The 19949-nt window shown below is 60.3% G+C and carries 18 protein-coding genes; all 18 read right to left on the reverse strand.

The window, feature by feature from the left end; all coding sequences use genetic code 11:
- Positions 1–243 (reverse strand): exonuclease domain-containing protein (locus VGV41_RS03065; protein WP_326862185.1); only part of this gene is annotated, 243 nt, incomplete at its 3' end.
- A 45-nt stretch (positions 244–288) separates the two neighbouring features.
- The gene (locus VGV41_RS03070; protein ID WP_326862187.1) at positions 289–2505 is read right to left on the reverse strand and encodes an AAA family ATPase; all 2217 of its coding nucleotides are present in this window, start codon (positions 2503–2505) and stop codon (positions 289–291) included.
- On the reverse strand, positions 2502–3272 hold the full coding sequence (locus VGV41_RS03075) for a metallophosphoesterase (protein ID WP_326862188.1): 771 nt from the start codon (positions 3270–3272) through the stop codon (positions 2502–2504). The genes VGV41_RS03070 and VGV41_RS03075 overlap by 4 nt, the downstream gene beginning before the upstream one ends.
- Before the next feature lie 2 nt (positions 3273–3274).
- Positions 3275–3676 (reverse strand): hypothetical protein, encoded by a 402-nt coding sequence (locus VGV41_RS03080; RefSeq protein WP_326862189.1) that lies wholly within the window; start codon positions 3674–3676, stop codon positions 3275–3277.
- A gap of 131 nt (positions 3677–3807) precedes the next feature.
- Entirely contained in the window at positions 3808–4383 is a 576-nt protein-coding gene (locus VGV41_RS03085; protein ID WP_326862190.1) for a hypothetical protein, read from the reverse strand.
- A 10-nt stretch (positions 4384–4393) separates the two neighbouring features.
- A complete protein-coding gene (locus VGV41_RS03090) occupies positions 4394–4708 on the reverse strand; it encodes an HNH endonuclease signature motif containing protein (RefSeq protein ID WP_326862191.1) in 315 nt (104 codons plus the stop codon).
- Between the two features lie 841 nt (positions 4709–5549).
- Positions 5550–7166, reverse strand: coding sequence for a cytochrome c oxidase subunit I (ctaD, locus tag VGV41_RS03095; RefSeq protein WP_326862192.1), 1617 nt, complete (start codon positions 7164–7166; stop codon positions 5550–5552).
- 491 nt (positions 7167–7657) lie between these two features.
- Entirely contained in the window at positions 7658–8155 is a 498-nt protein-coding gene (locus VGV41_RS03100; RefSeq protein WP_326862193.1) for a carboxymuconolactone decarboxylase family protein, read from the reverse strand.
- A 24-nt stretch (positions 8156–8179) separates the two neighbouring features.
- Positions 8180–9022 (reverse strand): isocitrate lyase/phosphoenolpyruvate mutase family protein, encoded by an 843-nt coding sequence (locus tag VGV41_RS03105; RefSeq protein WP_326862194.1) that lies wholly within the window; start codon positions 9020–9022, stop codon positions 8180–8182.
- Positions 9023–9315: 293 nt separating this feature from the next.
- Positions 9316–9981, reverse strand: a complete 666-nt coding sequence (locus VGV41_RS03110; protein ID WP_326862478.1) for an ABC transporter ATP-binding protein — start codon at positions 9979–9981, stop codon at positions 9316–9318.
- A gap of 65 nt (positions 9982–10046) precedes the next feature.
- A complete protein-coding gene (locus VGV41_RS03115; RefSeq protein ID WP_326862195.1) occupies positions 10047–10781 on the reverse strand; it encodes an ABC transporter ATP-binding protein in 735 nt (244 codons plus the stop codon).
- Entirely contained in the window at positions 10778–11725 is a 948-nt protein-coding gene (locus VGV41_RS03120) for a branched-chain amino acid ABC transporter permease (protein WP_326862196.1), read from the reverse strand. Before VGV41_RS03120 ends, VGV41_RS03115 begins: the two co-directional genes overlap by 4 nt.
- A complete protein-coding gene (locus VGV41_RS03125) occupies positions 11722–12585 on the reverse strand; it encodes a branched-chain amino acid ABC transporter permease (protein ID WP_326862197.1) in 864 nt (287 codons plus the stop codon). Before VGV41_RS03125 ends, VGV41_RS03120 begins: the two co-directional genes overlap by 4 nt.
- 34 nt (positions 12586–12619) lie before the next feature.
- Positions 12620–13828 carry an amino acid ABC transporter substrate-binding protein gene (locus VGV41_RS03130; protein WP_326862198.1) on the reverse strand — a complete coding sequence of 403 codons (1209 nt, stop codon included), beginning with the start codon at positions 13826–13828 and terminating at the stop codon, positions 12620–12622.
- Positions 13829–14511: 683 nt separating this feature from the next.
- A complete protein-coding gene (locus tag VGV41_RS03135) occupies positions 14512–16818 on the reverse strand; it encodes a recombinase family protein (protein ID WP_326862199.1) in 2307 nt (768 codons plus the stop codon).
- A gap of 494 nt (positions 16819–17312) precedes the next feature.
- Positions 17313–18077 (reverse strand): ABC transporter ATP-binding protein, encoded by a 765-nt coding sequence (locus VGV41_RS03140; RefSeq protein WP_326862200.1) that lies wholly within the window; start codon positions 18075–18077, stop codon positions 17313–17315.
- A gap of 10 nt (positions 18078–18087) precedes the next feature.
- A complete protein-coding gene (locus tag VGV41_RS03145) occupies positions 18088–18852 on the reverse strand; it encodes an ABC transporter permease (RefSeq protein WP_326862201.1) in 765 nt (254 codons plus the stop codon).
- Between the two features lie 29 nt (positions 18853–18881).
- Complete coding sequence (locus VGV41_RS03150; RefSeq protein ID WP_326862202.1) at positions 18882–19943, reverse strand: dihydrodipicolinate synthase family protein; 1062 nt, start codon at positions 19941–19943, stop codon at positions 18882–18884.
- Between the last annotated feature and the right edge of the window lie 6 nt (positions 19944–19949).

The following is a 19949-nucleotide window of genomic DNA, read 5'->3' on the forward strand; positions in this document are numbered from 1 at the left end:
GTCGGTGACACCGGTGACGACGTCCGCTTCCGAATAGCTGAACCGAAGCATTCCCAGTTCGATCACTTCGTCTTTGGTGTGGTCGAGCCCGGTGGTCTCCACGTCGAGGACGACGGCGACCTTGTCGGCCGGGTTGAAGGGGGCGGTCGAGATCGAACGCGGCACAAGGCGCCGCAAGATTTTGTAGTCGCCGCTCGCTTCAAGCGTCGCGGCCATCTGTTCGAAGGCGGGCTGGTCTTGCATGCTGCTCACTCTGGTGCGCGTCGTCACGGATTCGGGTGGCGTGGCTTAGCTCGTGGCCGGTTCAACTTCAGTCGCCTCGGCGCCGAGTTCCTGCTCGGTCGCGTCCTGGAGCGGTTCCTGCGAGCCGGCGGTCGAGGGCGGCATGATCGCGCCCTCCTCGGCGACGGACGCGGGACGCGCGAGGGGCGTGGCCTGAAGTACCGCCTCGATCTCCGCGGCGTCGAGATAGCCTCGCTCGAAAAGCGCGTTCGCAAGCGCATCGAGCGAGGCACGGTTGCCATTCAGGAGGTCCTTGGCCCTCGCGTAAGCCCTGTCGAGTGAAGTTTGCACGGCCGCAAGCAGGTCCGGCCGCATCAACAGCAGGCGGTCCGGCTCGCATGGGATGTGTGCGAGACCCGATGCGCCAAGCCCATAAACCGTCTCAAGGCGCACCGCGATCCGGGTGGCGTGCGCAAGGTCACTGGCCGCACCGCCCCCGGCGCCGGCGGTGGTGATGCCACAGGCGATCTCTTCCGCGGCACGGCCCGCGAGCAGGGAGACGAGACATTGCTCGATGTCGTGTCGCGTTTGCGCTCGGATTTCGTCGATGACGCTGTTGGTTTCCCCGTCGCCGCTAGCGCCGATCGACAGCGAGACAGGCTTCGCGAGGCGAAGCGAGATATTGGCTAGGGCATGAGCGGCCTCATGGTAGCTAACTAGGCGACATACCTGCTCGGGCAGAGCGGGGGTGCTCCCGCGAACTGTATCTACCAGCAGGTTGATTGTCAGTGGCTGTCCCGCACGGCGTGCCTTCCCGCGCGCTTCTCGTACCCAGCGCTCGACGTCGGCGCCGGTGTGGCCGCGTGCGGCAAGCGCAGCCGGCAGCAGGTCCGCGCCGGCGAGACCCTGACCGAGATGCGAGCGGAAGATGCCCACCAGGCCCGGAACGTCGGGCAGCGAGATCTCGATATGGCGGTCCAGGCGGCCTGAGCGAACAAGGGCCGGATCAAGCGCAGCCGGATGATTGGCTGCAGCAATGATGATCACGCCTTCACGTCGCTCGGCGCCATCCATCTCGATTAGGAGGCAATCGACCACGGCTGTAAACCACGAATCGTGCTTGTCTCCCGAGCGTCTTGCAGGGAGCGCGTCGATTTCGTCGATGAAAAGGATGCAGGGCGCTTTCGCCCGCGCCTCAGTGAACACCTTGCGGATCGCGGTGACGACATTGCCGAGGTGACCCTCCCTGTAGGCCTGCCAGTCGGCGTAACTCGTTGACACGAACGCGACGCCGCATTCTCGCGCCAAAGCCCGCGCGTACGATGTTTTTCCTGTCCCTGGCGGTCCGCTCAGCAAAATGGCATGGCCACTCACGGCGTGCCATGGCAACGCCCCTGAGCGATATTCGCGAAGATCGGCGGCGAGGCTCAAGCCCCACTCTTTTGCGCGACCGAGGCCGTGCAGCTCGGAAAGAGTAGGGCCTTTGCTAATGTCGCGCTCTGTGTCGCCGAGCAGGCGCGCAAGTCGCGCAAGCGATGCGGCGGGACCGAGATCGGCTCGCACCGCGAGCCTGAGTGCGTTGAGCGTCACTTCCTTCGCGAGGCTTTCGTCTATGCTAGCCGGGTGCCGCCCGGCGATGGAGGCGATAACATCGGCGACCGCGTTGGCATCGAACCGGGGGACGGCGATCCTGATGTTGACGAGGCGCAACAGCTCGGGCGTCAGGTAGCGGCCCGGCGCAGCCGACACCACCACCACCGCGCAGCGGCTCTCCACCGCAGCCACCACGTCCGGGGTGACGTCCTTCTTCTTCGTGTCGCCGTGGTCATCGAACAGCGCCACCGTGCCGGCCGGCAGGACGCGCACGTCCTTCGAGCCGTGCCCTTCGCCTGTGACGGTACGCTCCTTGCCAAAGACATAAAGACGCAGGATGGAAGCGATCGGCCGAACCAGATCGGGGTCGGCGACCTCGATAACGGTGAAGGCGTCCCGGTCCTGCAGTCGCGCAAGCGCGTCGCGGTCCTGGTCAAGAGCACGTCCGAGCAGGACAGCCCCGGCGGCGTCGTCCACCGGGAGCAGAACGTCGTCGTCGGGTGTCGCGGAGACGTCATCCTCTTGTCCATCGTCCAGGCGCAGTTCGCCTTGACCGCGTTCGTCGATCTGGCCGGCCGGTCGCCGTGGCGCGACTTTCGACCTACGAAGGAGGTCGATCAGCGCCTCCGCAATCGGTTGCGCAGACGCGGCGAGCCGGCGGCTTTGAGACAGCAACACAAGCGCACTCATGCCCCGACCTCCACGACGAGACCGGGATTGAAATCGGGGTTCTCGCTGCCGTAGCCGTGCGGGTTGCACAGAATGCGCGTCCTCCCGACCGAGTAATCGAAGCTCGTGTGAACGTGCCCATGCACCCAAAGCTCCGGCGCGGTGGCGACGATCAGGTCTTCGAGATCGCTCACGTAGGCCGCAGAGAGCAGGTCCTTCGCGTACTTCGGATGCAGCGACCGGGGGTACGGCGCGTGATGGGTGATCACGACCGTTGGCGTCTGGTCTTTAGCCTGCAGCACGGTCTGAAGGAACTTCCGCGAGCGGCTGTGCAGTAACAGCGCCTCCGTTGGCCGAAAGCGTGCCCAAGGCTGCTTCGACCAGGTGATGCGCCGGTGATCGTTCAGCCCTTGCGCAGCGGCGCGCATGGCAGCGGGCACGTTAGCCGAGCCGAAAATTCTGTAATCCGTCCACAGCGTGCAGCCGACGAACCGGACATCACCGATCAAGGCGGTGTCGTTTTCGAGAAGGTGGATGCCGTAGGCGGGAGCCTCGGCGCGCGCGACGGCGAGCTCTTCCGGCAGGCAGCGTCCATAGTGCTCATGATTGCCCAAGACCATCACCACCGGCATGCTCATCGGCACGAGCCGGCGGATATGCGCGAACGCTTCCTGCGCGCCCTGGCAGGTGTCGCCGGCGACAACGACGACGTCGACGCCCGCGCCGATCGTGATCGGCTTCGCTGCCGCGACGTCGACGTGCAGATCGGTGAACACCTGGATACGCATGATCAGGCGCTCCGTTGCAAGCGGCAGCGCGCCGGGACGACGTACCGCCTTCGGAGGTGACGCAGGACCGCAGCCCCGGTCTCGGAGCCCTCGGCGGCGGACAGGAGCGCAAGCGAGCCCGCGCAATCGATGAGCCAGGTCGGACTTGTGATGTCGTAGCGAATCGTCATGGCGATCCGCACCACGGCTGAGGGATCGCCGGCGACGGCGTCGGGCCAGGTCGGATGAGCGAGCAGGTGAAGCTGCGAGAGCGCAGTTCTGAGCTCCGCGGTGGCGACTGCATCAAGTCGCGGGCAGCGGTCCGCCCGCCACCATTGCAACGGGGCGCTGCGGCGGCATTGAGTGTGATCGGCGGTGGCGAGCCCCCGGGCTCCGGTGCCATGCATCGTCTTACGCTCGTTCATCGTTTGCTCGTAAAAATGTTGGAGCTCTTTCACTTGAGCTGGGCATGAACGCCTCCTCGAAAGAGGAGGCGCTCGCCCTGCCTCGCCACGCCGGGCGCTGCCATGGCTCACCGGGCCACGCCCCGCGACGGCTAGTCGATCAACTCCGCCTTGTAGCGGCCATACCGCGGCCGCCAGTCGCCAATGCCGACCTGCGCGCCGGCGATTTGGAAGATTTCGAGGACCTCGCTGCGGTCGAGCAGCGTCGGGAGATAGGAGGCGGTCACGTCCGCGCTCCACCCAACGGGGAACATCGGGCGCGTGCGCATCGTCCGGGCGTTGCCGACGGCGACCGACCGACGCAGCCGAAACCTGGAGTCTGCCCAAAGCTCGTCGATTGTCGTCGGTCCAGCGAAGACGACTACCGCAGGCTCAGTGACCATGAACCCGGCGCGGGCCTGGCGCGTCTTGCGCCTCAAGGCAGCGGCCTTCGCAAAGGACGCCTCAAGGGCTTCCGCGGGGAGGCATGGGACGCCGCCGACGGCCCAGAGGCCGCCATACCACTCGAGCCGGGCGACCTCTTCGTGATCGGCTTTGGTCTTGTGCCGCTTGGACGTCACGCGAGCGAGATCGATCGCCGCCGGGTCGAGCGGGTCGGCCAGGCGCGAGCTGTGCATGAGGAGCGGGCGCTCGCCGACGATCCGGAGCCTCATCGTGTCCGCGTTCATGGGCTACTCCTCAGCGCGTGGGATCGTAGAGGGTGCTGACGCCCTCAAGGGCGGGGATGAGGTCGAGGACGCGTGGGGTCGACCGGAGATAGCGCCGCCGACGCATGAACGACGTCACCTCGTAGTGGCATTCGGCACATACGCAGAGCAGATCGCCGGGAAGCTCGCAGCCGAGGCGCTCGTAGGTGCGATGGTGGACCTGGAGTTCGACCTCGGCATCGGATTGATTGCAGATCCTGCAGCGGTAGCCGGCGGCGCAGAGCTCGGCGATGCGAGCCGGGCTGTTCCGCCACCGGCTGCTGGTGATGTAGGCTTGGTAGTCCATGATTCTTGTGCCTCCTCGGCTACAATAAGTAGCCGACAAAGGGCGCTTTGGGAAGGGCCGTCAGCGACAAAATGTTGCCGAAGTCGACACATGGTTAAGAATTCCAGCGACCCTATATGGCCTTGCCCGGCGCTTATTCGCGCTGCCCGCGGTCTGGTTGGAATCGATCAAGCAACCTTAGCGGCGCAGGCGGGTGTCAGCCGTCATGCAGTCATGTCTCTAGAGGGACACGAGGGTGAGGCGATAGACTACCGGCGGCTTGAGGTTTTGCGGAAGGTGCAGGCCGCACTCGAAACGAAGTTTGGAATCGAATTCCTCCACCGTGGCCGCGCCGGCATCGGCGTACGCTTCCGCTCACCGGACGGCTAGTCGAACATAAATAAGACCGAGCTGGTGGCGTGGGCCGGGGACGTTAGCTCCGCACGTCAGGTCAGATCTCGCCAGCATACCGTTCTCGCCGGTGGCGAGATCAACATTACAAGAAGATGTCGGCGATCGACCTCTGAGCAGACATTAGGGCAGGGCATTTCTTGGGTCCGGAATTGACCCAATCAGCCAAACTTCGAGGAAGGAGATATATATCCTTTAGTACAGACGGTGATTTTTACAGTCAGCTTTTCGTCTGACCTAGTGAACATCCGAGCGTACGGCAAGCCGCTGCCGCAATAGCAATCCACACAATGCTCCGAAGTGTCATCGCCCCGACCGTTCTCGTCTCAAAGGTGCCACCTAGCAAGACATGAGTGCCAAAGGCGATAAAAACAAACACTGTCGCGACGGCGATGGCCGCCGACAATGGCGCCGCTCAAGGCTTCCAAGAAAATAACCCGACGGCGGCGGCTCACCGGATGCGAGGCAGCGTCATAAACTGGTGAAACGGTGGCGGGGAGGGTAGCGTCCACTCCAGGGTCGTGGCGCCGGCACCCCACGGATTGTCGTCGGCTACGCGCTTCCGCACGAAGGCCTCGATGACGCCGATGAAGAAGACCAAAAAGCCTACCGCGGAAATATAGGCGCCTATCGAGGCCACTTCGTTCCATCCATGGAACGCCAGCGGATAGTCGACCGTCCGTCGCGGCATGCCGGCCAGCCCCAGAAAATGCATCGGGAAGAACGTGAGGTTCACGCCGATGAACATCAGCCAGAAGTGCAGCTTGGCGATGGTCTCATTGTACATGTAGCCGCTCATCTTGGGGAACCAGTAGTACCAGCCTGCAAAAAGAGCGAAGACCGCGCCGAGGGACAGCACGTAATGGAAATGGGCAATCACGTAATAGGTGTCATGGAGCACGCGGTCGACGCCGGCGTTGGCGAGCACGAGGCCGGTAACGCCGCCGATGGTGAACACGAAAATAAAGCCTGTTGCCCAAAGCATCGGCGCGCGGAATTCGATCGAGCCGCCCCACATCGTGGCGATCCACGAAAAGATCTTCACGCCCGTCGGTACCGCGATCACCATCGAGGCAGCAACAAAGTAAGCCTGTGCGCCAGTCGACAGGCCTACTGTAAACATGTGGTGCGCCCAAACGACGAAGCCGATGCCGGCAATCGCCACCATCGCATAGGCCATCCCGAGATAGCCGAACACGGGCTTCTTCGAGAAGGTCGAAACGATCTGGCTGATCATGCCGAAGCCTGGAAGAATCATGATGTAGACTTCGGGGTGGCCGAAGAACCAGAACAGGTGCTGGAACAGCAGCGGGTCGCCGCCATGGTCACCGGAGAAGAAAGTGGTGCCAAAGTTACGGTCGGTGAGCAGCATGGTGAGAGCACCAGCGAGAACCGGCAGTGCAAGCAGCAGCAGAAATGCGGTGACAAGTACGGACCAGACGAATAGCGGCATCTTGTGCAGGGTCATACCCGGCGCGCGCATGTTGAAGATCGTCGTGATAAAGTTGATCGCTCCCAGGATCGATGAGGCGCCGGCCAAATGGATTGACAGGATCACGAAATCGACCGCCGGTCCTGGATGGCCCGAGGTCGACAGGGGCGGGTAGAGTGTCCAGCCGGTGCCGGGACCGAGAGACCCCGGCTCGCCGCCAACGAACATTGACGTGATCAACAAGGCGAACGATGCGGGCAGTAGCCAAAACGAAACGTTGTTCATGCGCGGGAATGCCATGTCCGGCGCGCCGATCATTAGGGGTACGAACCAGTTCCCGAATCCCCCCATCATTGACGGCATGATCGCAAAGAAGATCATGATCAGTCCGTGCGCCGTCACGAACGCGTTGTATTCGTGTGGTGAGGGAAAGAACTGTATTCCGGGATTCTGCAGCTCCAACCGCATAGCAATTGAGAGCGTTGCGCCGACTATCCCCGCGGCCAGGGCAAAGACAAGGTACATTGTCCCGATGTCTTTGTGGTTGGTGGAGTACACGAATCGCCGCCACCCGTGCGGATGATCGGATTCTGAAGTGGCGGTCACCCCTTGAGAGGTAATTTGAGAGGCAATCATTTTGAGCCTGCGTCGCAGCGCACGGGACGACGTCTGAGCTTCCACGGCCTAGACGTTCTGATCACGGTTACAGATCAAAGACGATCGGTCTATTTTGGTGAGCGCATGGCAATCGGGGAAAACAATGTGCGGCATTTTGATGCGGATCCGGAGGCCCGGGACGGATCTGACCGAGCGAGCGTCGACCGGGTTTCGCTGGTAATGACATCCTGCCGCGTCCACCGCAGACCGGCTGCTGACGCGCGGGGACATCGTCGAGAGGATGCTGGCCGAGGAGCCTCGCCGCTCGGCACCTAAGCGATGGTCCAAAGGCGCGCGTTCGTCCCTAAATGAGTGGACGGTTGTCGATTCGTGCCAGGCTCTGTTCTGCCGAGCCGCATCATTGGTTCTGGCGAATATTCGTCAGAATGCAGAATAGCCGCTGCATTCCGTGTCGACTGCGACGCAAGCGCAGGCGTTGCCCGACGAGGGCCACCACAAACACACGCAAGTCACCGACCCGGCAGGGCGGTCCCGCTTGCGCCTGCGGAGAAGCGTGTCTGCGGCCGGTAACTCCCCGGCACGGTGCGGAAGGCGATATTGAGGCGGTTGGCACCGTTGATTGCAACGAGTGCAAGCGTCAAATTGACCAGGTCCGTCTCGTTGAATTCTGACATGACGGCGTCATAGACGTCATCCGGCACGTCCTGGTCACGCAGTCGCGTCACCGCTTCGGCCCACTCCAACGCCGCGCGCTCGCGCTGGCTGTAAAAGGGCGATTCGCGCCAGGCATTAAGTAGATATAGCCGCTGCTCGCTTTCACCTGCTGCGCGTAGTTCCTTTGTGTGCATGTCGATGCAGTGAGCGCAACCATTGATCTGCGAGACCCGAAGCTTTACCAACTCGAGCAGGTTGTGCTCGAGCCCGCATTGCTGCACGAACTTGTGTAAAGCCGACATCGCTTTGTTGGCCTCGGGAGAAGCGCTCCGGAAATCAAGCCGAGCTTTCATGATCGTCTCCGCTTCTCGGATTGGTCAATCGCGCTGCGCGAAGAGTGCTTGCACCTCAGAACGGTTCACAGCGTGGGTCAGCAGGTCGAAGCGCCCGCGATCGTGCAGTTCCTGAGCGATGGTCTTTATCAGTGACGCGGCCGCGAGCATTGCGCTGGACGCTATGCTGACCCGGGCCACGCCGATCCGTTCGAGATCTGCCGCTTGGCACGTTCCTGCCCGCGCCACGATGTTGACGGGGGCATCCAGCGCCTTCACCAGACGGGCTATTGTTTCCATATCGGTCAAACCGAAGGGATAAATGCAGTCGGCGCCGGCTGCGAGGTAGGCCTTGCCCCGCCGCACGGCTTCCTCGAACCGCTTCGCAGGCTCGCCGACATTCTTGATATACAGGTCAACGCGAGCATTGATGACCGCCGGTATTCCGCCTGCATCTGCCGCCTCGCGTGCGGCTCGGATGCGGGCGGCCGCATCGTCGACCGGCCGCACCGGTTCGTCCGAACGCGAGGTGCCGTCCTCGATGTTGAAGCCTACAACGCCGGCAGCGAGGATCTCAGTCACGTTTGCGGCCACCTGGGCGGGCGTCGCGCCGTAGCCGGCTTCTATATCGGCGGTCACCGGGACCCGGACGGTGCGGACAATTCTATGTGTGGCCGCGACCAGCTCTGACCAGGGCGCGTGCTCGCCGTCGGCAAAGCCGAGGGCCCAAGCGACGCCACCGCTCGTGGTCGCGATCGCCTCGAAGCCGGCGGCCTCGAACTGTCGCGCACTCAAGCTGTCCCAAGCATTTGGGAGCAGCAGCAGCCGCGGGCCGTGATGCGCGCGCCGAAACGCGTCCGCCGCCTTGGCTTGATTGGCTTTGTTCATGATTGAGCGGGCCCTGTATTGTCGCGACGGCCTACAGTGCGCGATGAGGCGCTTGTATCACAGTTGAAAGTCTTCGTCTTCTTTCGCGCTGCAGAAGAAAGCCGCACATCTCAAATGGCCGATTCCGTCATTGAAAGTGAAGGCATTGAGACTCGGCCTCAAGCTGGGACATGCCGGCACTTAACCTCTGTTCGGATGGCCGCTTACGATCCACTTAATCGCTTGTGATCTCAACGCGAGTGAACGTGAGTCGCGGCATGAGTTGGCGTACGGTGAGTCTGCTGATGGCAATCTCATGCAAGACCGAGATAGGCCTCGCGTACTGCGGGATCGTCAATCAGATCTTTGCCGATTCCGCTACGAACAATCGAGCCGGTATCCAGAACGTAACCTCGATCAGCAACAGACAACGCAAGATGAATGTCCTGCTCGACCAGTAAAACAGTAACACCATCTTTGCGGATCGCCTGGAGCACATCCATTAATTGGTCGACCACAACCGGGGCAAGACCAAGGCTCATCTCGTCGATCATCAGCAGTTGTGGCCGTGCCATCAGACCGCGGGCCATCGCACACATCTGCTGCTCGCCGCCGGACATTGAGCCAGCAAGTTGCGCGCGTCGTTCACCCAAACGGGGAAACAGCCCGTACATCCGTTCGAGATCGCTGATGACAGCGGGTTTATCATCCCGGCGATAGGCGCCCATCAATAGATTATCCGCAACCGTCATGCGATCGAACAATTGACGGCCTTCCGGCACTTGAACCAGGCCGGTGCCGAAAGCTTCGTCTGGCGTCATAGGCATCAGATCGTATTCGTTGAATTCGATAGAGCCGACGCAGGGAATGACGCGCGACAAAGCGCGCAGCAAAGTGGTTTTGCCGGCGCCATTCGAGCCAACAAGAGCAACTATTTCGGTGCGCCGCACTTCCAGGGAAATGTTTCGCAGAGCAGGCATGCCGCCATAGCCGGCGCTCAGCCCGCCGACGACCAATAGCCGATCGTTTGAAGCAGCTCCGGCCGTCACGAACGCCTCCTGCCGAGGTAGGCCTCTATGACCTCGCTGTTGGATAGCACCGCGTCGGTCGGGCCGTCTGCGATTTTGTCGCCGTGATGCAAAACAACCAGTCTGTCGGAGAGACTCTTGATGGCCTTGATTACGTGCTCAATGACGAGAATGCTGATGCCGCTTTTGCGGATCTTTCTCAAGACCTCGATGACTTCATCGATCTCGACCAGATTCAATCCGGCCATAACCTCGTCGCACAGCAGCACCTTGGGCTGCATGGCGAGCGCCTTGGCAAGTTCGAGTCTTTTGCGATTAGGCCCGCCGAGCTCCTCGGCGCGCTGCGCCGCGAACTTTCCAAGCCCGACGAAATCGAGCTGGGCGAGAGCTTTTTCTCGAGCCTTGGCCAACTCGCTCTCGCCCGCGCCATGACCAAACAGAGCGCCAACGGCGACGTTATCGAGGACCGATAGGCCGGGGAACGGTCGCATAATCTGAAATGTACGGCCGATGCCAAGACGGGCGCGGCGGAACGCGGGAAGCCTGGCGATACTGCTGCCTTCAAAAAAAATATCACCTTCACTCGGCGACAGCGTCCCGCTGATCAAGCTCACCAATGTCGTCTTACCAGCCCCATTTGGACCGATCACACCGAGGATTTCGCCCTTGCCGAGGGTAAAGCTGACGTCATTGACGGCGACCAGTCCTGCAAAGCGGCGGGTGACATGGCTGACCTTAAGGATCGCGCTCATATCCGATGCGCTCTCAGGTTTTCGATGAAGTAGTGCCAGCCGGAAGTGCGAAACCTCCGTATCACGTCGGCGATGCCGCGGGGCATCAGCACAACGGCCGCGACGACAACGACACCAAAGAACAAGCCGGCGACGTTGGTGGCTTCGCTGGACAGGACTTCTGATACCGCCGAAAGCGCGAAAGCGCCAACGACTGGCCCGAATACGGTGCCTGGACCGCCGAATACGGCCATGATGATCATCTTGACGTTAAGGCTGATGTCAAACGCACTCTCTGGATCAAGAAAAGTGATCCAGTAGGCATGAATGCCGCCAGCAAGCGCCGTAAATACCCCGGACAATGCGAAAGCCAGCACCTTATACAGGGTGGTGTTGACGCCCATTACCGCCGCACCTTCTTCATTCTCGCGGATGGCGATGAGTCCGAAGCCGAAGCGACTGCGGGTTAGCCAAAATATCGTCAAAGTTGCAATTACTAGCAAGCCGAGGGAAAGCTCGTAGAAGAGACGATCATTGTTGAGCGGCGGCAGCACGAGACCAATGTTCTGACCGGCAAGGCTGACATTGGATACAATGGCGCTCATCACCTGTGCGAGCGCCAGCGTGGCAATGGCGAAATAGTGCCCCCTGAGACGGAGGACTGGAATGCCGAGACAGAAGGCGAAAACAACTGCGAGCACGACACCGAAAATCATTCCGACCGGGAATGGCAGGCCCCACTGCACCATTGCGATCCCGACGCCGTAACTGCCAAGACCGTAAAATGCGGAGTTGCCGAACGAAGCATAGCCGGCGTAACCGCCAATGATGTTCCAGCCCTGCGCGAGCACAGCAAGCAGAAGCGTATTGATGCCAAATTGAATCACTACGTCGGAGCCATACAGCGGCAAGGCCGCCAGCGCGGCCACGGCTACGATGGCAAGGCCGATCCGAAAGGCGCTCATGCTGTCTTTCCGAGTAAGCCGGTCGGTCGAACAATCAGGACGAGAACCAAGACGCCGAAGCTTGCCACGTCGTCATATGTCGCGCCGATGTAGAGGACCGTCAGTGACTCGATAATCCCGAGCACGAGGCCGCCGACCAGCACGCCAAGAGGATTATCTAGCCCGCCAATGATCGCGATTGCGAAGCATTTCGCCGTCAGCGTTGCACCGATATAAGGATTGATCTGGGATACGGTGCCGTAGAGGCTGCCAGCCGCGCCCGCGAGTCCGATTCCGATTCCGAAGGTAACGGCATAGAGGTGTCGCGGCGCAACACCATACAGCCGGGCTGCCACGAGATTCTGTGCTGTGGCCCGGATGGCGCGACCAAGTGTGGTACGCAACAGGAACAGCCACATGCCGACCGTCAAGGCAGCCGCAACACCGAATGCCATCAACCTCGCCAACGGCACCACCAGCGGTCCCAGTGCGATGCTGTTGCCAGCGTAAGGCGGATTGATGGTGCGGAAATCGGCCGAGAAGGCAAGCTGAGCCAGGTAGGTCAGCACGACCTCAAGGCCGAAGGTGATGAGCAAGGTGTTGAACATCGGTGCACGAACGATGAGGTTCAGAAGGCCCCGCTGCAACGCATAGCCAACACAGAACATCACGATCGCCGTTAGCGGCAGACCGAGGAACGGGTCGATGCCAAGATACGTGTAGAGATGCCAGGCCAAGTATGCGCCCAGCATGATGAAGGCGCCGTGGGCGAGGTTCACGATGTTGAGGACGCCCCAGACAAGGGCGAGCCCCAATGCCATGACGGCATAGAGCCCGCCCAGCAACACGCCGTTGATCAAGACTTGCGCCAGCAGATCCACGCGTTACTCCGCCCGTTGGCCGGCGCCTTGGTACTCAGCGGGCATTCCATGCCGGCATTGGATAATTAGGCTTCACGATGAAACCCTTGCCACCATAGACCGCCACCAGCTTATCGCCCTGGACCTGGATCACAACCTGCGGCAGGTCGATCTGGCCATTGGCGGCGAATGCGATCGTGCCGTAGAGGCTCGGGAAATTGAGCTTGGCAAGGGCGTCGCGAACCTTCTGAGGCTCGACGGAGCCGGCGTTCTCGATGGCCTGAGCCACGGCCTCGACATCGGCCACGCCAGACGCCGCATGATAATCCGGATCGTACCCGTACTTGGCCTTATATGCTGTCGCGAACTGCGCGGCATCGCCGAACCATCGGTCCTTCAGGTTGGCGTTTGGCAGCCACGCGGTCATGCCGAAGGCATAGTCGGCGTCCTTGCCGAGCGCCTTACGAAAATCCTCGCTCGGCACCCCTACCGTGAACGAATACATCTTCGGTGCAACTGCGAGGCTCTTGGCCTGGCGAACAAAATTCAAGATTTCGGTCTCATGTCCGGCGACCAGCACGACGTCGGCATTTACGCTCTTGATTTGCGACAGCAGCGAATTGAAATCGCTCGCATTCGAGCTGTAGCGCGCGTCGATTGCGATCTTTAGTCCGGCCTTCTGGAGCAGAGGACGCGTACCTTGCGCCACAGACACGTCGAATGCGTCATCGGCATAAAGCAGCGCCACGGACTTCGGTGCTGGCTCCAACTGTTTGAGCATATCGATGGTGGACGCGAAATAATTGCTGGCTGGGGCAAGCGTGCCAAAGATATACTTGAACTTGCGGGAGAATATCTGATCGGAAGCGCCGCCGCCTTGCACCATCGGAATCCGGTACTTCTCAGATACGGCAGAATCGGCGAGTGCAAAATTGCTGGCGAAGGGACCAAGCAGCAGGTTCACTTTGTCCTGTGAGACGAGCTGCGTGTACTGACGCACGCTCAGATTGACATCGGATTGATTGTCATAAAGCTTGAGAGCGAGTTTACGTTTCGTGTTGCCGACCTTGACGCCGCCGGCGGCATTAATTTTGTCGATGGCAAAGTCGTAGGCATCTTTATAGTACCGGCCGGTATTGGCGACCGGGCCGGTAAGCTGAACCGACGCACCGAGGACAATATCCTGGGCAAATGTCGGTGTGGCTGACAGCGCCAGAGCAAGGGCAAAAAGCGCGCCCGACGCGCGTAGGGCAGTACGTGCCATAACAACCTCCCTTGAGAACCGTGGGTCGCCTTTATATTTTACTGTCGCTTCAATCCACGCTTTGTCAATGTTATGGTAGGCTATCGCCGTGATGGCAGCTGCGTGTGTTCCGCATATCCCGAGATGGCACCACCAGCCACTTGGTCCGGGCGGTTGGTCTCAGGAAGCCGCCACCGGCAGACGACGTTCGTTTGCGGTCTGAGTGTGCAAAGACGCGGTTCATTTGCGTTCTTCTCATTTGATTTGGCGTCGGAGAAATGCTCGTAAAGCGTTCTTCGTTCGGATCGTGCGCAACTGAAGACTGGTAAAGGACGTCGAGGCCACTATCGACACTGCACGCGCCTTTCTTTGCGCCGATGCGGTTGGAGGCAATGGGGAGTAGGGGGCAGCCCCCCGCAAATTTACGGACATAAGCGCGCAATCATAATTTGTGGTCATAGCGCGACCGTTCTTGGTGCTTGATCCGCAAAAAGGGGCTAAATCGCAGTGCGCCCCTACCATTTGTGTTCACCATCTATACTCAAGAAGTGGTATTTTGATTTTGTTCAAATTCATGTTTTGTTCATAGTGGCGTTAGCGGCCGTGACCAGTCGGCCCCGACTCTATCACTCTTTGGCCTGGTCAATTTCTATCCAAAATTTCTCGGATATTGACGTAATAGGCCATTACTATGACGCGTTCGTTCATTCGGTCTTGTTCGGCGTCACATGAACCGGCCTGGGTCTCCCCGGCTCTAGTGGTATTGTGATCAGCCGCCGGTAAACTCTGGGGTGGACCGCACGAATGTAGCCGACGACGTGCTCGTTGCTTTGCAGCTTTCGGATACAGGCCCGAGTTAAGGCGTGGTGATATGCTTGCTCGGCAAATACGGGCAGCATTGAGCGTGCTCTGTCCTCGATTGGCCGGAACAGCTTTAAGACCCGCGTTGCCTCATTGCGAGTGAGAACGCCGAATTTCGGTGCATTGATGCTGAACTCATCTGGCCTCGAAGCGGCGATCAGCAACTTCGAAAAGGTAGGAGAGAAATCGGCGAAGGCGGTTCGTATCTGCTGAACTTGGCGCAAGCGCTCGGGGCGCAAGTGGCGTAATGAACCACGAATGCCGAAGGCATTAGATGGTAGCTGCCACGCGTCTGCCAAGCTGTCGCGCTTTGAATGATCATTGCATGCGCACCCTCCATGCGCAAGCGCCGGCAGAGGTTCGAGCCTTTCATCTCTAAGTAGGCTACAAAAGCCATTGTCGTTTAGCAGGCCGGCCAAATCGCGGCGAAAGGCATGCTCGGCTTTAATGAAGCTCGCGCACGTTGCAACGAACGATGCCACCCGCTCGCTACGACGTTCGAAACTGCGGAGCAGCGCCGCCGATCCAAGCGGCCGCTTCGTGGCTTTGAAATGCAACGCCTGTAATGAGGTGAAGACCAAAGAGGGTAACGCGTGGGCTAGGGCAAAAGTGGTCGAACTAGAGGATTCTCGGCAGAGCAAATTAGACAGGGACTTCAGCGTATCGGTTCTGAATGCTTCGAATTCAATGGGATTTACATCGAATAGGAATGGCCGCGGATTTTCTAACAAGAAGCCTGGAACAAGGTAGTAGGCCAAAATCCGCTGGCGCTTTTCATCGTAGGGCGCGAGGATCGTGATGTCAGAAGCGTGGCGCACACCGTAGGGAAGCTTCCAGCGCGACCTTCCACGAGAGTTCTTGTAACGGCCGTGCGCCAAGTGAATCGAAACCGTTACTGTGCCATCAACCAGAACGCCGTTCTGACGTCGACAGCGTCCGGCGTGCTCAGCGACGCCGCCATCTGCTCTCACGTCAGCAACAATCGCTTCGGCCACTGTCCGTTCGACCGAGGCATAGACTGGCCGCCGACCGCTGCGGCGGTAGCCAACCATTTCGAAAGCCTCCAATAGGCTGCCGAACACGCGCCGAAAAGTGGTATGCCCCGGGCACATCGGAGAGTGATTAAGCTGCCAGGATGACAACTTGCCGTGTTTGCACCAAACAGCGGTGAGGTGATCAAGGAGTTCGAACCTATTGAAGCGATGTAAATTGTTTGAGAGCCGCGCTTTGGCCGCGGCAAACACCGGTTCTTCTATGATCGCCTCGAAGGCTCCTCTTGCCCTGATCCATTGCTCCTGCGGAATGGTCACGCGCTTGGACTTGAGCCGAATCGAGCTCTGATTGAAGACGCTATTACCGATGTACTTTTCGTTGACGAGTAACGTGTGGACGGCAGTTTTCTGCCAACGCTTGCCGTCGATATTCGGAATGCCGCGGGCGTTCAAGCCGCGCACGATGCTCGCGATAGGGGCTTCCTGACGGACGTACTGATCAAATATCCACTGCACGGTCTCGACCTCTTTCGGTGGCCCCGGCACCAGGACCGTACGGTCGGTGTGCAGGAACTTCCTTTCTCCTTCTTGAAGTAATGATTTCGTCAACCCATGCTCATCGACCAGCATTCTCCGAAGGCCGTACGCTGCGCGACCTCCGGCGTGGAAGCCCCGCATGGTCATGCGGCATTTGCCCGCGAACACGCGGCTCGAGAGTTCGCGACTATACTCGGCCGCCATGGCCCTCTTAATGGCCTTGATGATCGTGGCCCCGAGGCTGCCGTCGTTTTCAAATTCCTCGGCGCAATACCGGATGGATATTCCGGCCTCACGGCAGGTGAATTCGTAATGTGCGCTCTCGTCAGCATCCTGAAACCGGCCCCAACGACTGACGTCATAGACTAGTATCATATCGAAGCCAGGATGAGCCGAGCGGACGTCCTTTAAGAGTTGCTGAAGGCCATGGCGGCTCTTGATTGTGAGACCACTCTTGCCTGCGTCGAGGTAGGTCCTGACGATTTCGATATCGTGACGGGCTGCATAGACCGCGATTGCAGCTATCTGATTTTCGGTCGAGTATTTTTGCATGTCCGTGGACATGCGAACATACTGAACCGCCCTCGGACATGCGGTACGCCCTGCCATACCTATGTTCATGACGAGCTCCGAGCGGGGCGCACCTCACGGGCGGGCCTCCTATGGACGCCCGGTCCTATGCATTGGTGGCCTCGGATCGGAGAACCGCGATGAGCAAGCTTCCAGTTCCTTGATTTTGGCATTCCGCGACACTGCGCCGCGGGGGCTGATTTAGACTCAAAGTCAGGTTCTGGCCCGAGCCGCACCAAGCAGTCGGGCGGTGCGAAGTTCGCTTTCCGGAGCACGGCAGACGCGCACGTCCGGAACGCCAACAGCCGGATCCGACCCGAGCCGGACTATGCCGCCGAAGTGCGTGAGGTCCGCTTCTTAACGTAGATCGGGCCTGAGCGGGGCCGGCGGCGCGCGCTTCCATTCCGCGCGTGGCAAGAGCCGCATCTGACGCAGGCTATTTATGAGCTGGTAGAGCCGGCTTGAGGGGAGCGGCGGGAGCCATGCCTTTTGAAACGCTTAATTTCCCGGAATAGGCCGAAGCAAGTTCTGTTCGCCGATTCGACCTATTCCATCCCAAGAAGATGATAAATCTGCCGGCTATAGTCACCGAACATTTCGGTCGTCTTCACATCGAGCCGGCGCGGTTCCGGCAGCTTGATCGGGATGTTCGCCGCCATCCTCGCCGGTCCAGCCGTAAACACGATCACTCGCGTGCCTAGGAACACGGCCTCTGAGATGCCATGGGTCACGAAGAGGATAGTCTTGCCACTCTGTTTCCAGATTCTGAGCAGCTCAAGATTCATCTTTTCGCGGGTAAGCGCGTCGAGGGCGCCAAACGGCTCATCCATCAGTATAAGCTTCGGGTCGTGAACGAGCGCACGAGCGATCGCGGCGCGTTGCTGCATGCCGCCTGAAAGCTCGTATGGATACTTATCTTCGGAGCCCGAGAGGCCGACCATCGCCAGCAGGTCACGCGCGCGCTCGCGGCTCTCACGCATGGGCAGGCCGAGGATTTCTGCGGGCAATAGCACGTTTTCGAGCACGCGCCGCCATTTGAGTAACAGGGCCTGCTGAAACACCATTCCAATGTCACGGGACGGATCGAACGAATGAGAGGCGGAGCCGATCCGGACCTCTCCGGCGTCGTAGTCCTGCAATCCTGCAAGGACCTTCAGCAGAGTTGTCTTCCCGCACCCCGATGGCCCCACCAGCGAGACTAATTCTCCAGGGGCCACCTCGAAGCTCGCGTCGGATATCGCAAGAAATTCCTGCTCCCGCTTGCGGTAGACCTTGCGCAGCCCGCTGACGCGGATAAATGGTTCAGGCACGGCGGTGTTCCTAGTTCACCCGAGCGTCACGAACGACCGTCAACCGCTCAAGTGCCAGCACGGCGCCGTAAAGAACGATCCCTAGCGCGGTAATCAAAATGACGGCCATGAACATGGCGGCGGTATCGAGCGTGACTTGTACTTGCAACATCAGGTAGCCGAGCCCCCGCGCGGAACCCAGGAACTCGCCGACGACGGCGCCCGCCACCGCGAGGATGGCTCCGACCTTCATGCCAGAAAAGATGTAAGGCAGTGCACTCGGGAGTTGGATCTTCGTAAATATCTGCCATTTCGAGCTGTGCAGCGATCTCACCAGCTCCAGCAACTCCGGCTCCACCTCACGAAACCCCCGCGCGGTGTTGAGAAGAATGGGAAAGAAGCTGATGGCGAAGGCCATGATCATATTCGGCATGATGCCGTACGAGAACCAGACGATGAAGAGCGGCCCGAGTGCGACCTTCGGGATCATGTTAAACGTGACAAGGATGGGCAATGCCGCCTGCTCGGCGGTCCGCGACCACGAGAACGAGATCGCGATAGCCACCCCAATAACGACAGCGAGAAAGTAACCGCCGAAAATCTCGCTAGCGGTGACGAGGGTGTTGCTGATCCAGTGGTAATTCGGCCCGCCGAGCGACGCTGCGGTCGCGATCGGCGACGGCACGATGAACTTTGGCACATGACCGTAAGCGACGGCCAGATACCAGACAAGTATCAGCGCCAGATGCGACAACACCGGCAAGCCGTAACGCCGCACGGTGTCGGGCGGCAGCAAAGCCCTTCGCGGCGTAGTTCGGTCTCCGTTCATGACAACCAGCGCTCCCGGTTTTCTGCGACGAAGCTGTCATCTCCGAGTTCGGGATAGAGCCGCATAACCCGCTCGATCGCTTCCGCTTGGCCGGAGCTCAGGCCCTCCTTCGGGTCGAGGCACCAAATTCCTTCCAGAAGACCCTGGCGGCGCAAGACCTCATGACATCCGGCGATGCAGCCGCGAAAGTCATGCTCGACATCGAAGAAGGCCGCGTTGCAGTCGGTCACCTTGGCCGCGACCTCAAGGAGGTCGTCGTCGATCAGCTCCGCTTCGACCGCGCGCTTGATGCGAGCAAAGAGCGTGACGGCGCCTCGCGTCCATACGCTCCAGTGTCCGAGAAGGCCGCCGACGATCCTCACGGTGACATGCTTGTCGTCGCGGCGCAGGACATACGGACACAGCAGATCAATTACGATGGCGTCGTCGTTGCCGGTGTAAAGTGCAATGCGGTCTTCAGCGCGGGCAGCGACTACGCCTTCGATTACGTCCAGCGTGCGGTACCGGTTGAACGGAGCCACCTTGATCCCGATCACCTGCTCGATTTCCGCGAAGCGCCGCCAGAAATTCCGCGATAGCAAAATGCCGCCGACCGCGGGTTGCAGATAAAAACCGACCAGTGGCACTACCTCGGCGACTGCCCGACAATGGGCGATCAGTTCATCTTCGCTCGCACCCTTCATGGCGGCGAGACTGAGAAGTCCGGCATGGTAGCCTAGGCCGACCGCGGTTTCCGCCTCGCGCCGCGCCTGCACTGTCTGGCCGGCGAGACCGGCGATGAGAACCAAGGGACGGTTCGCCCACTCCGCCGCCGCCTCGGCGGCAAGCTTCAGCACGGGTTCGTAGAGCCCGCGGTCCCGGATCGCAAATTGAGTCGAGTGCACGCCGACCGCCATCCCGCCTGCGCCCGCATCGACATAATACCGGGTGAGCGCGCGCTGTCGGCGCACATCCAGTTGCCAATGCGAGTCGAGCGCGAGGAGATGCGCGGGAATGACGGTGCCGCGGCGAAATGTCTCAAGTACCTCGCGGGGCCAATTCGTCCAGTTGAGTGCCATTGTGGT

The sequence above is a fragment of the Pseudolabrys sp. genome (assembly GCF_035943735.1).
Taxonomy (GTDB): Bacteria; Pseudomonadota; Alphaproteobacteria; order Rhizobiales; family Xanthobacteraceae; genus Pseudolabrys.

What these genes read in the sequence shown, in the direction of transcription:
- VGV41_RS03070 (WP_326862187.1), bottom strand. Translation starts at nt 2,505, where the DNA reads ATGAGTGCGCTTGTGTTGCTGTCTCAAAGCCGCCGGCTCGCCGCGTCT.
- VGV41_RS03075 (WP_326862188.1), bottom strand. Translation starts at nt 3,272, where the DNA reads ATGCGTATCCAGGTGTTCACCGATCTGCACGTCGACGTCGCGGCAGCG.
- VGV41_RS03080 (WP_326862189.1), bottom strand. Translation starts at nt 3,676, where the DNA reads ATGAACGAGCGTAAGACGATGCATGGCACCGGAGCCCGGGGGCTCGCC.
- VGV41_RS03085 (WP_326862190.1), bottom strand. Translation starts at nt 4,383, where the DNA reads ATGAACGCGGACACGATGAGGCTCCGGATCGTCGGCGAGCGCCCGCTC.
- VGV41_RS03090 (WP_326862191.1), bottom strand. Translation starts at nt 4,708, where the DNA reads ATGGACTACCAAGCCTACATCACCAGCAGCCGGTGGCGGAACAGCCCG.
- ctaD (WP_326862192.1), bottom strand. Translation starts at nt 7,166, where the DNA reads ATGATTGCCTCTCAAATTACCTCTCAAGGGGTGACCGCCACTTCAGAA.
- VGV41_RS03100 (WP_326862193.1), bottom strand. Translation starts at nt 8,155, where the DNA reads ATGAAAGCTCGGCTTGATTTCCGGAGCGCTTCTCCCGAGGCCAACAAA.
- VGV41_RS03105 (WP_326862194.1), bottom strand. Translation starts at nt 9,022, where the DNA reads ATGAACAAAGCCAATCAAGCCAAGGCGGCGGACGCGTTTCGGCGCGCG.
- VGV41_RS03110 (WP_326862478.1), bottom strand. Translation starts at nt 9,981, where the DNA reads ATGCCTGCTCTGCGAAACATTTCCCTGGAAGTGCGGCGCACCGAAATA.
- VGV41_RS03115 (WP_326862195.1), bottom strand. Translation starts at nt 10,781, where the DNA reads ATGAGCGCGATCCTTAAGGTCAGCCATGTCACCCGCCGCTTTGCAGGA.
- VGV41_RS03120 (WP_326862196.1), bottom strand. Translation starts at nt 11,725, where the DNA reads ATGAGCGCCTTTCGGATCGGCCTTGCCATCGTAGCCGTGGCCGCGCTG.
- VGV41_RS03130 (WP_326862198.1), bottom strand. Translation starts at nt 13,828, where the DNA reads ATGGCACGTACTGCCCTACGCGCGTCGGGCGCGCTTTTTGCCCTTGCT.
- VGV41_RS03135 (WP_326862199.1), bottom strand. Translation starts at nt 16,818, where the DNA reads ATGAACATAGGTATGGCAGGGCGTACCGCATGTCCGAGGGCGGTTCAG.
- VGV41_RS03150 (WP_326862202.1), bottom strand. Translation starts at nt 19,943, where the DNA reads ATGGCACTCAACTGGACGAATTGGCCCCGCGAGGTACTTGAGACATTT.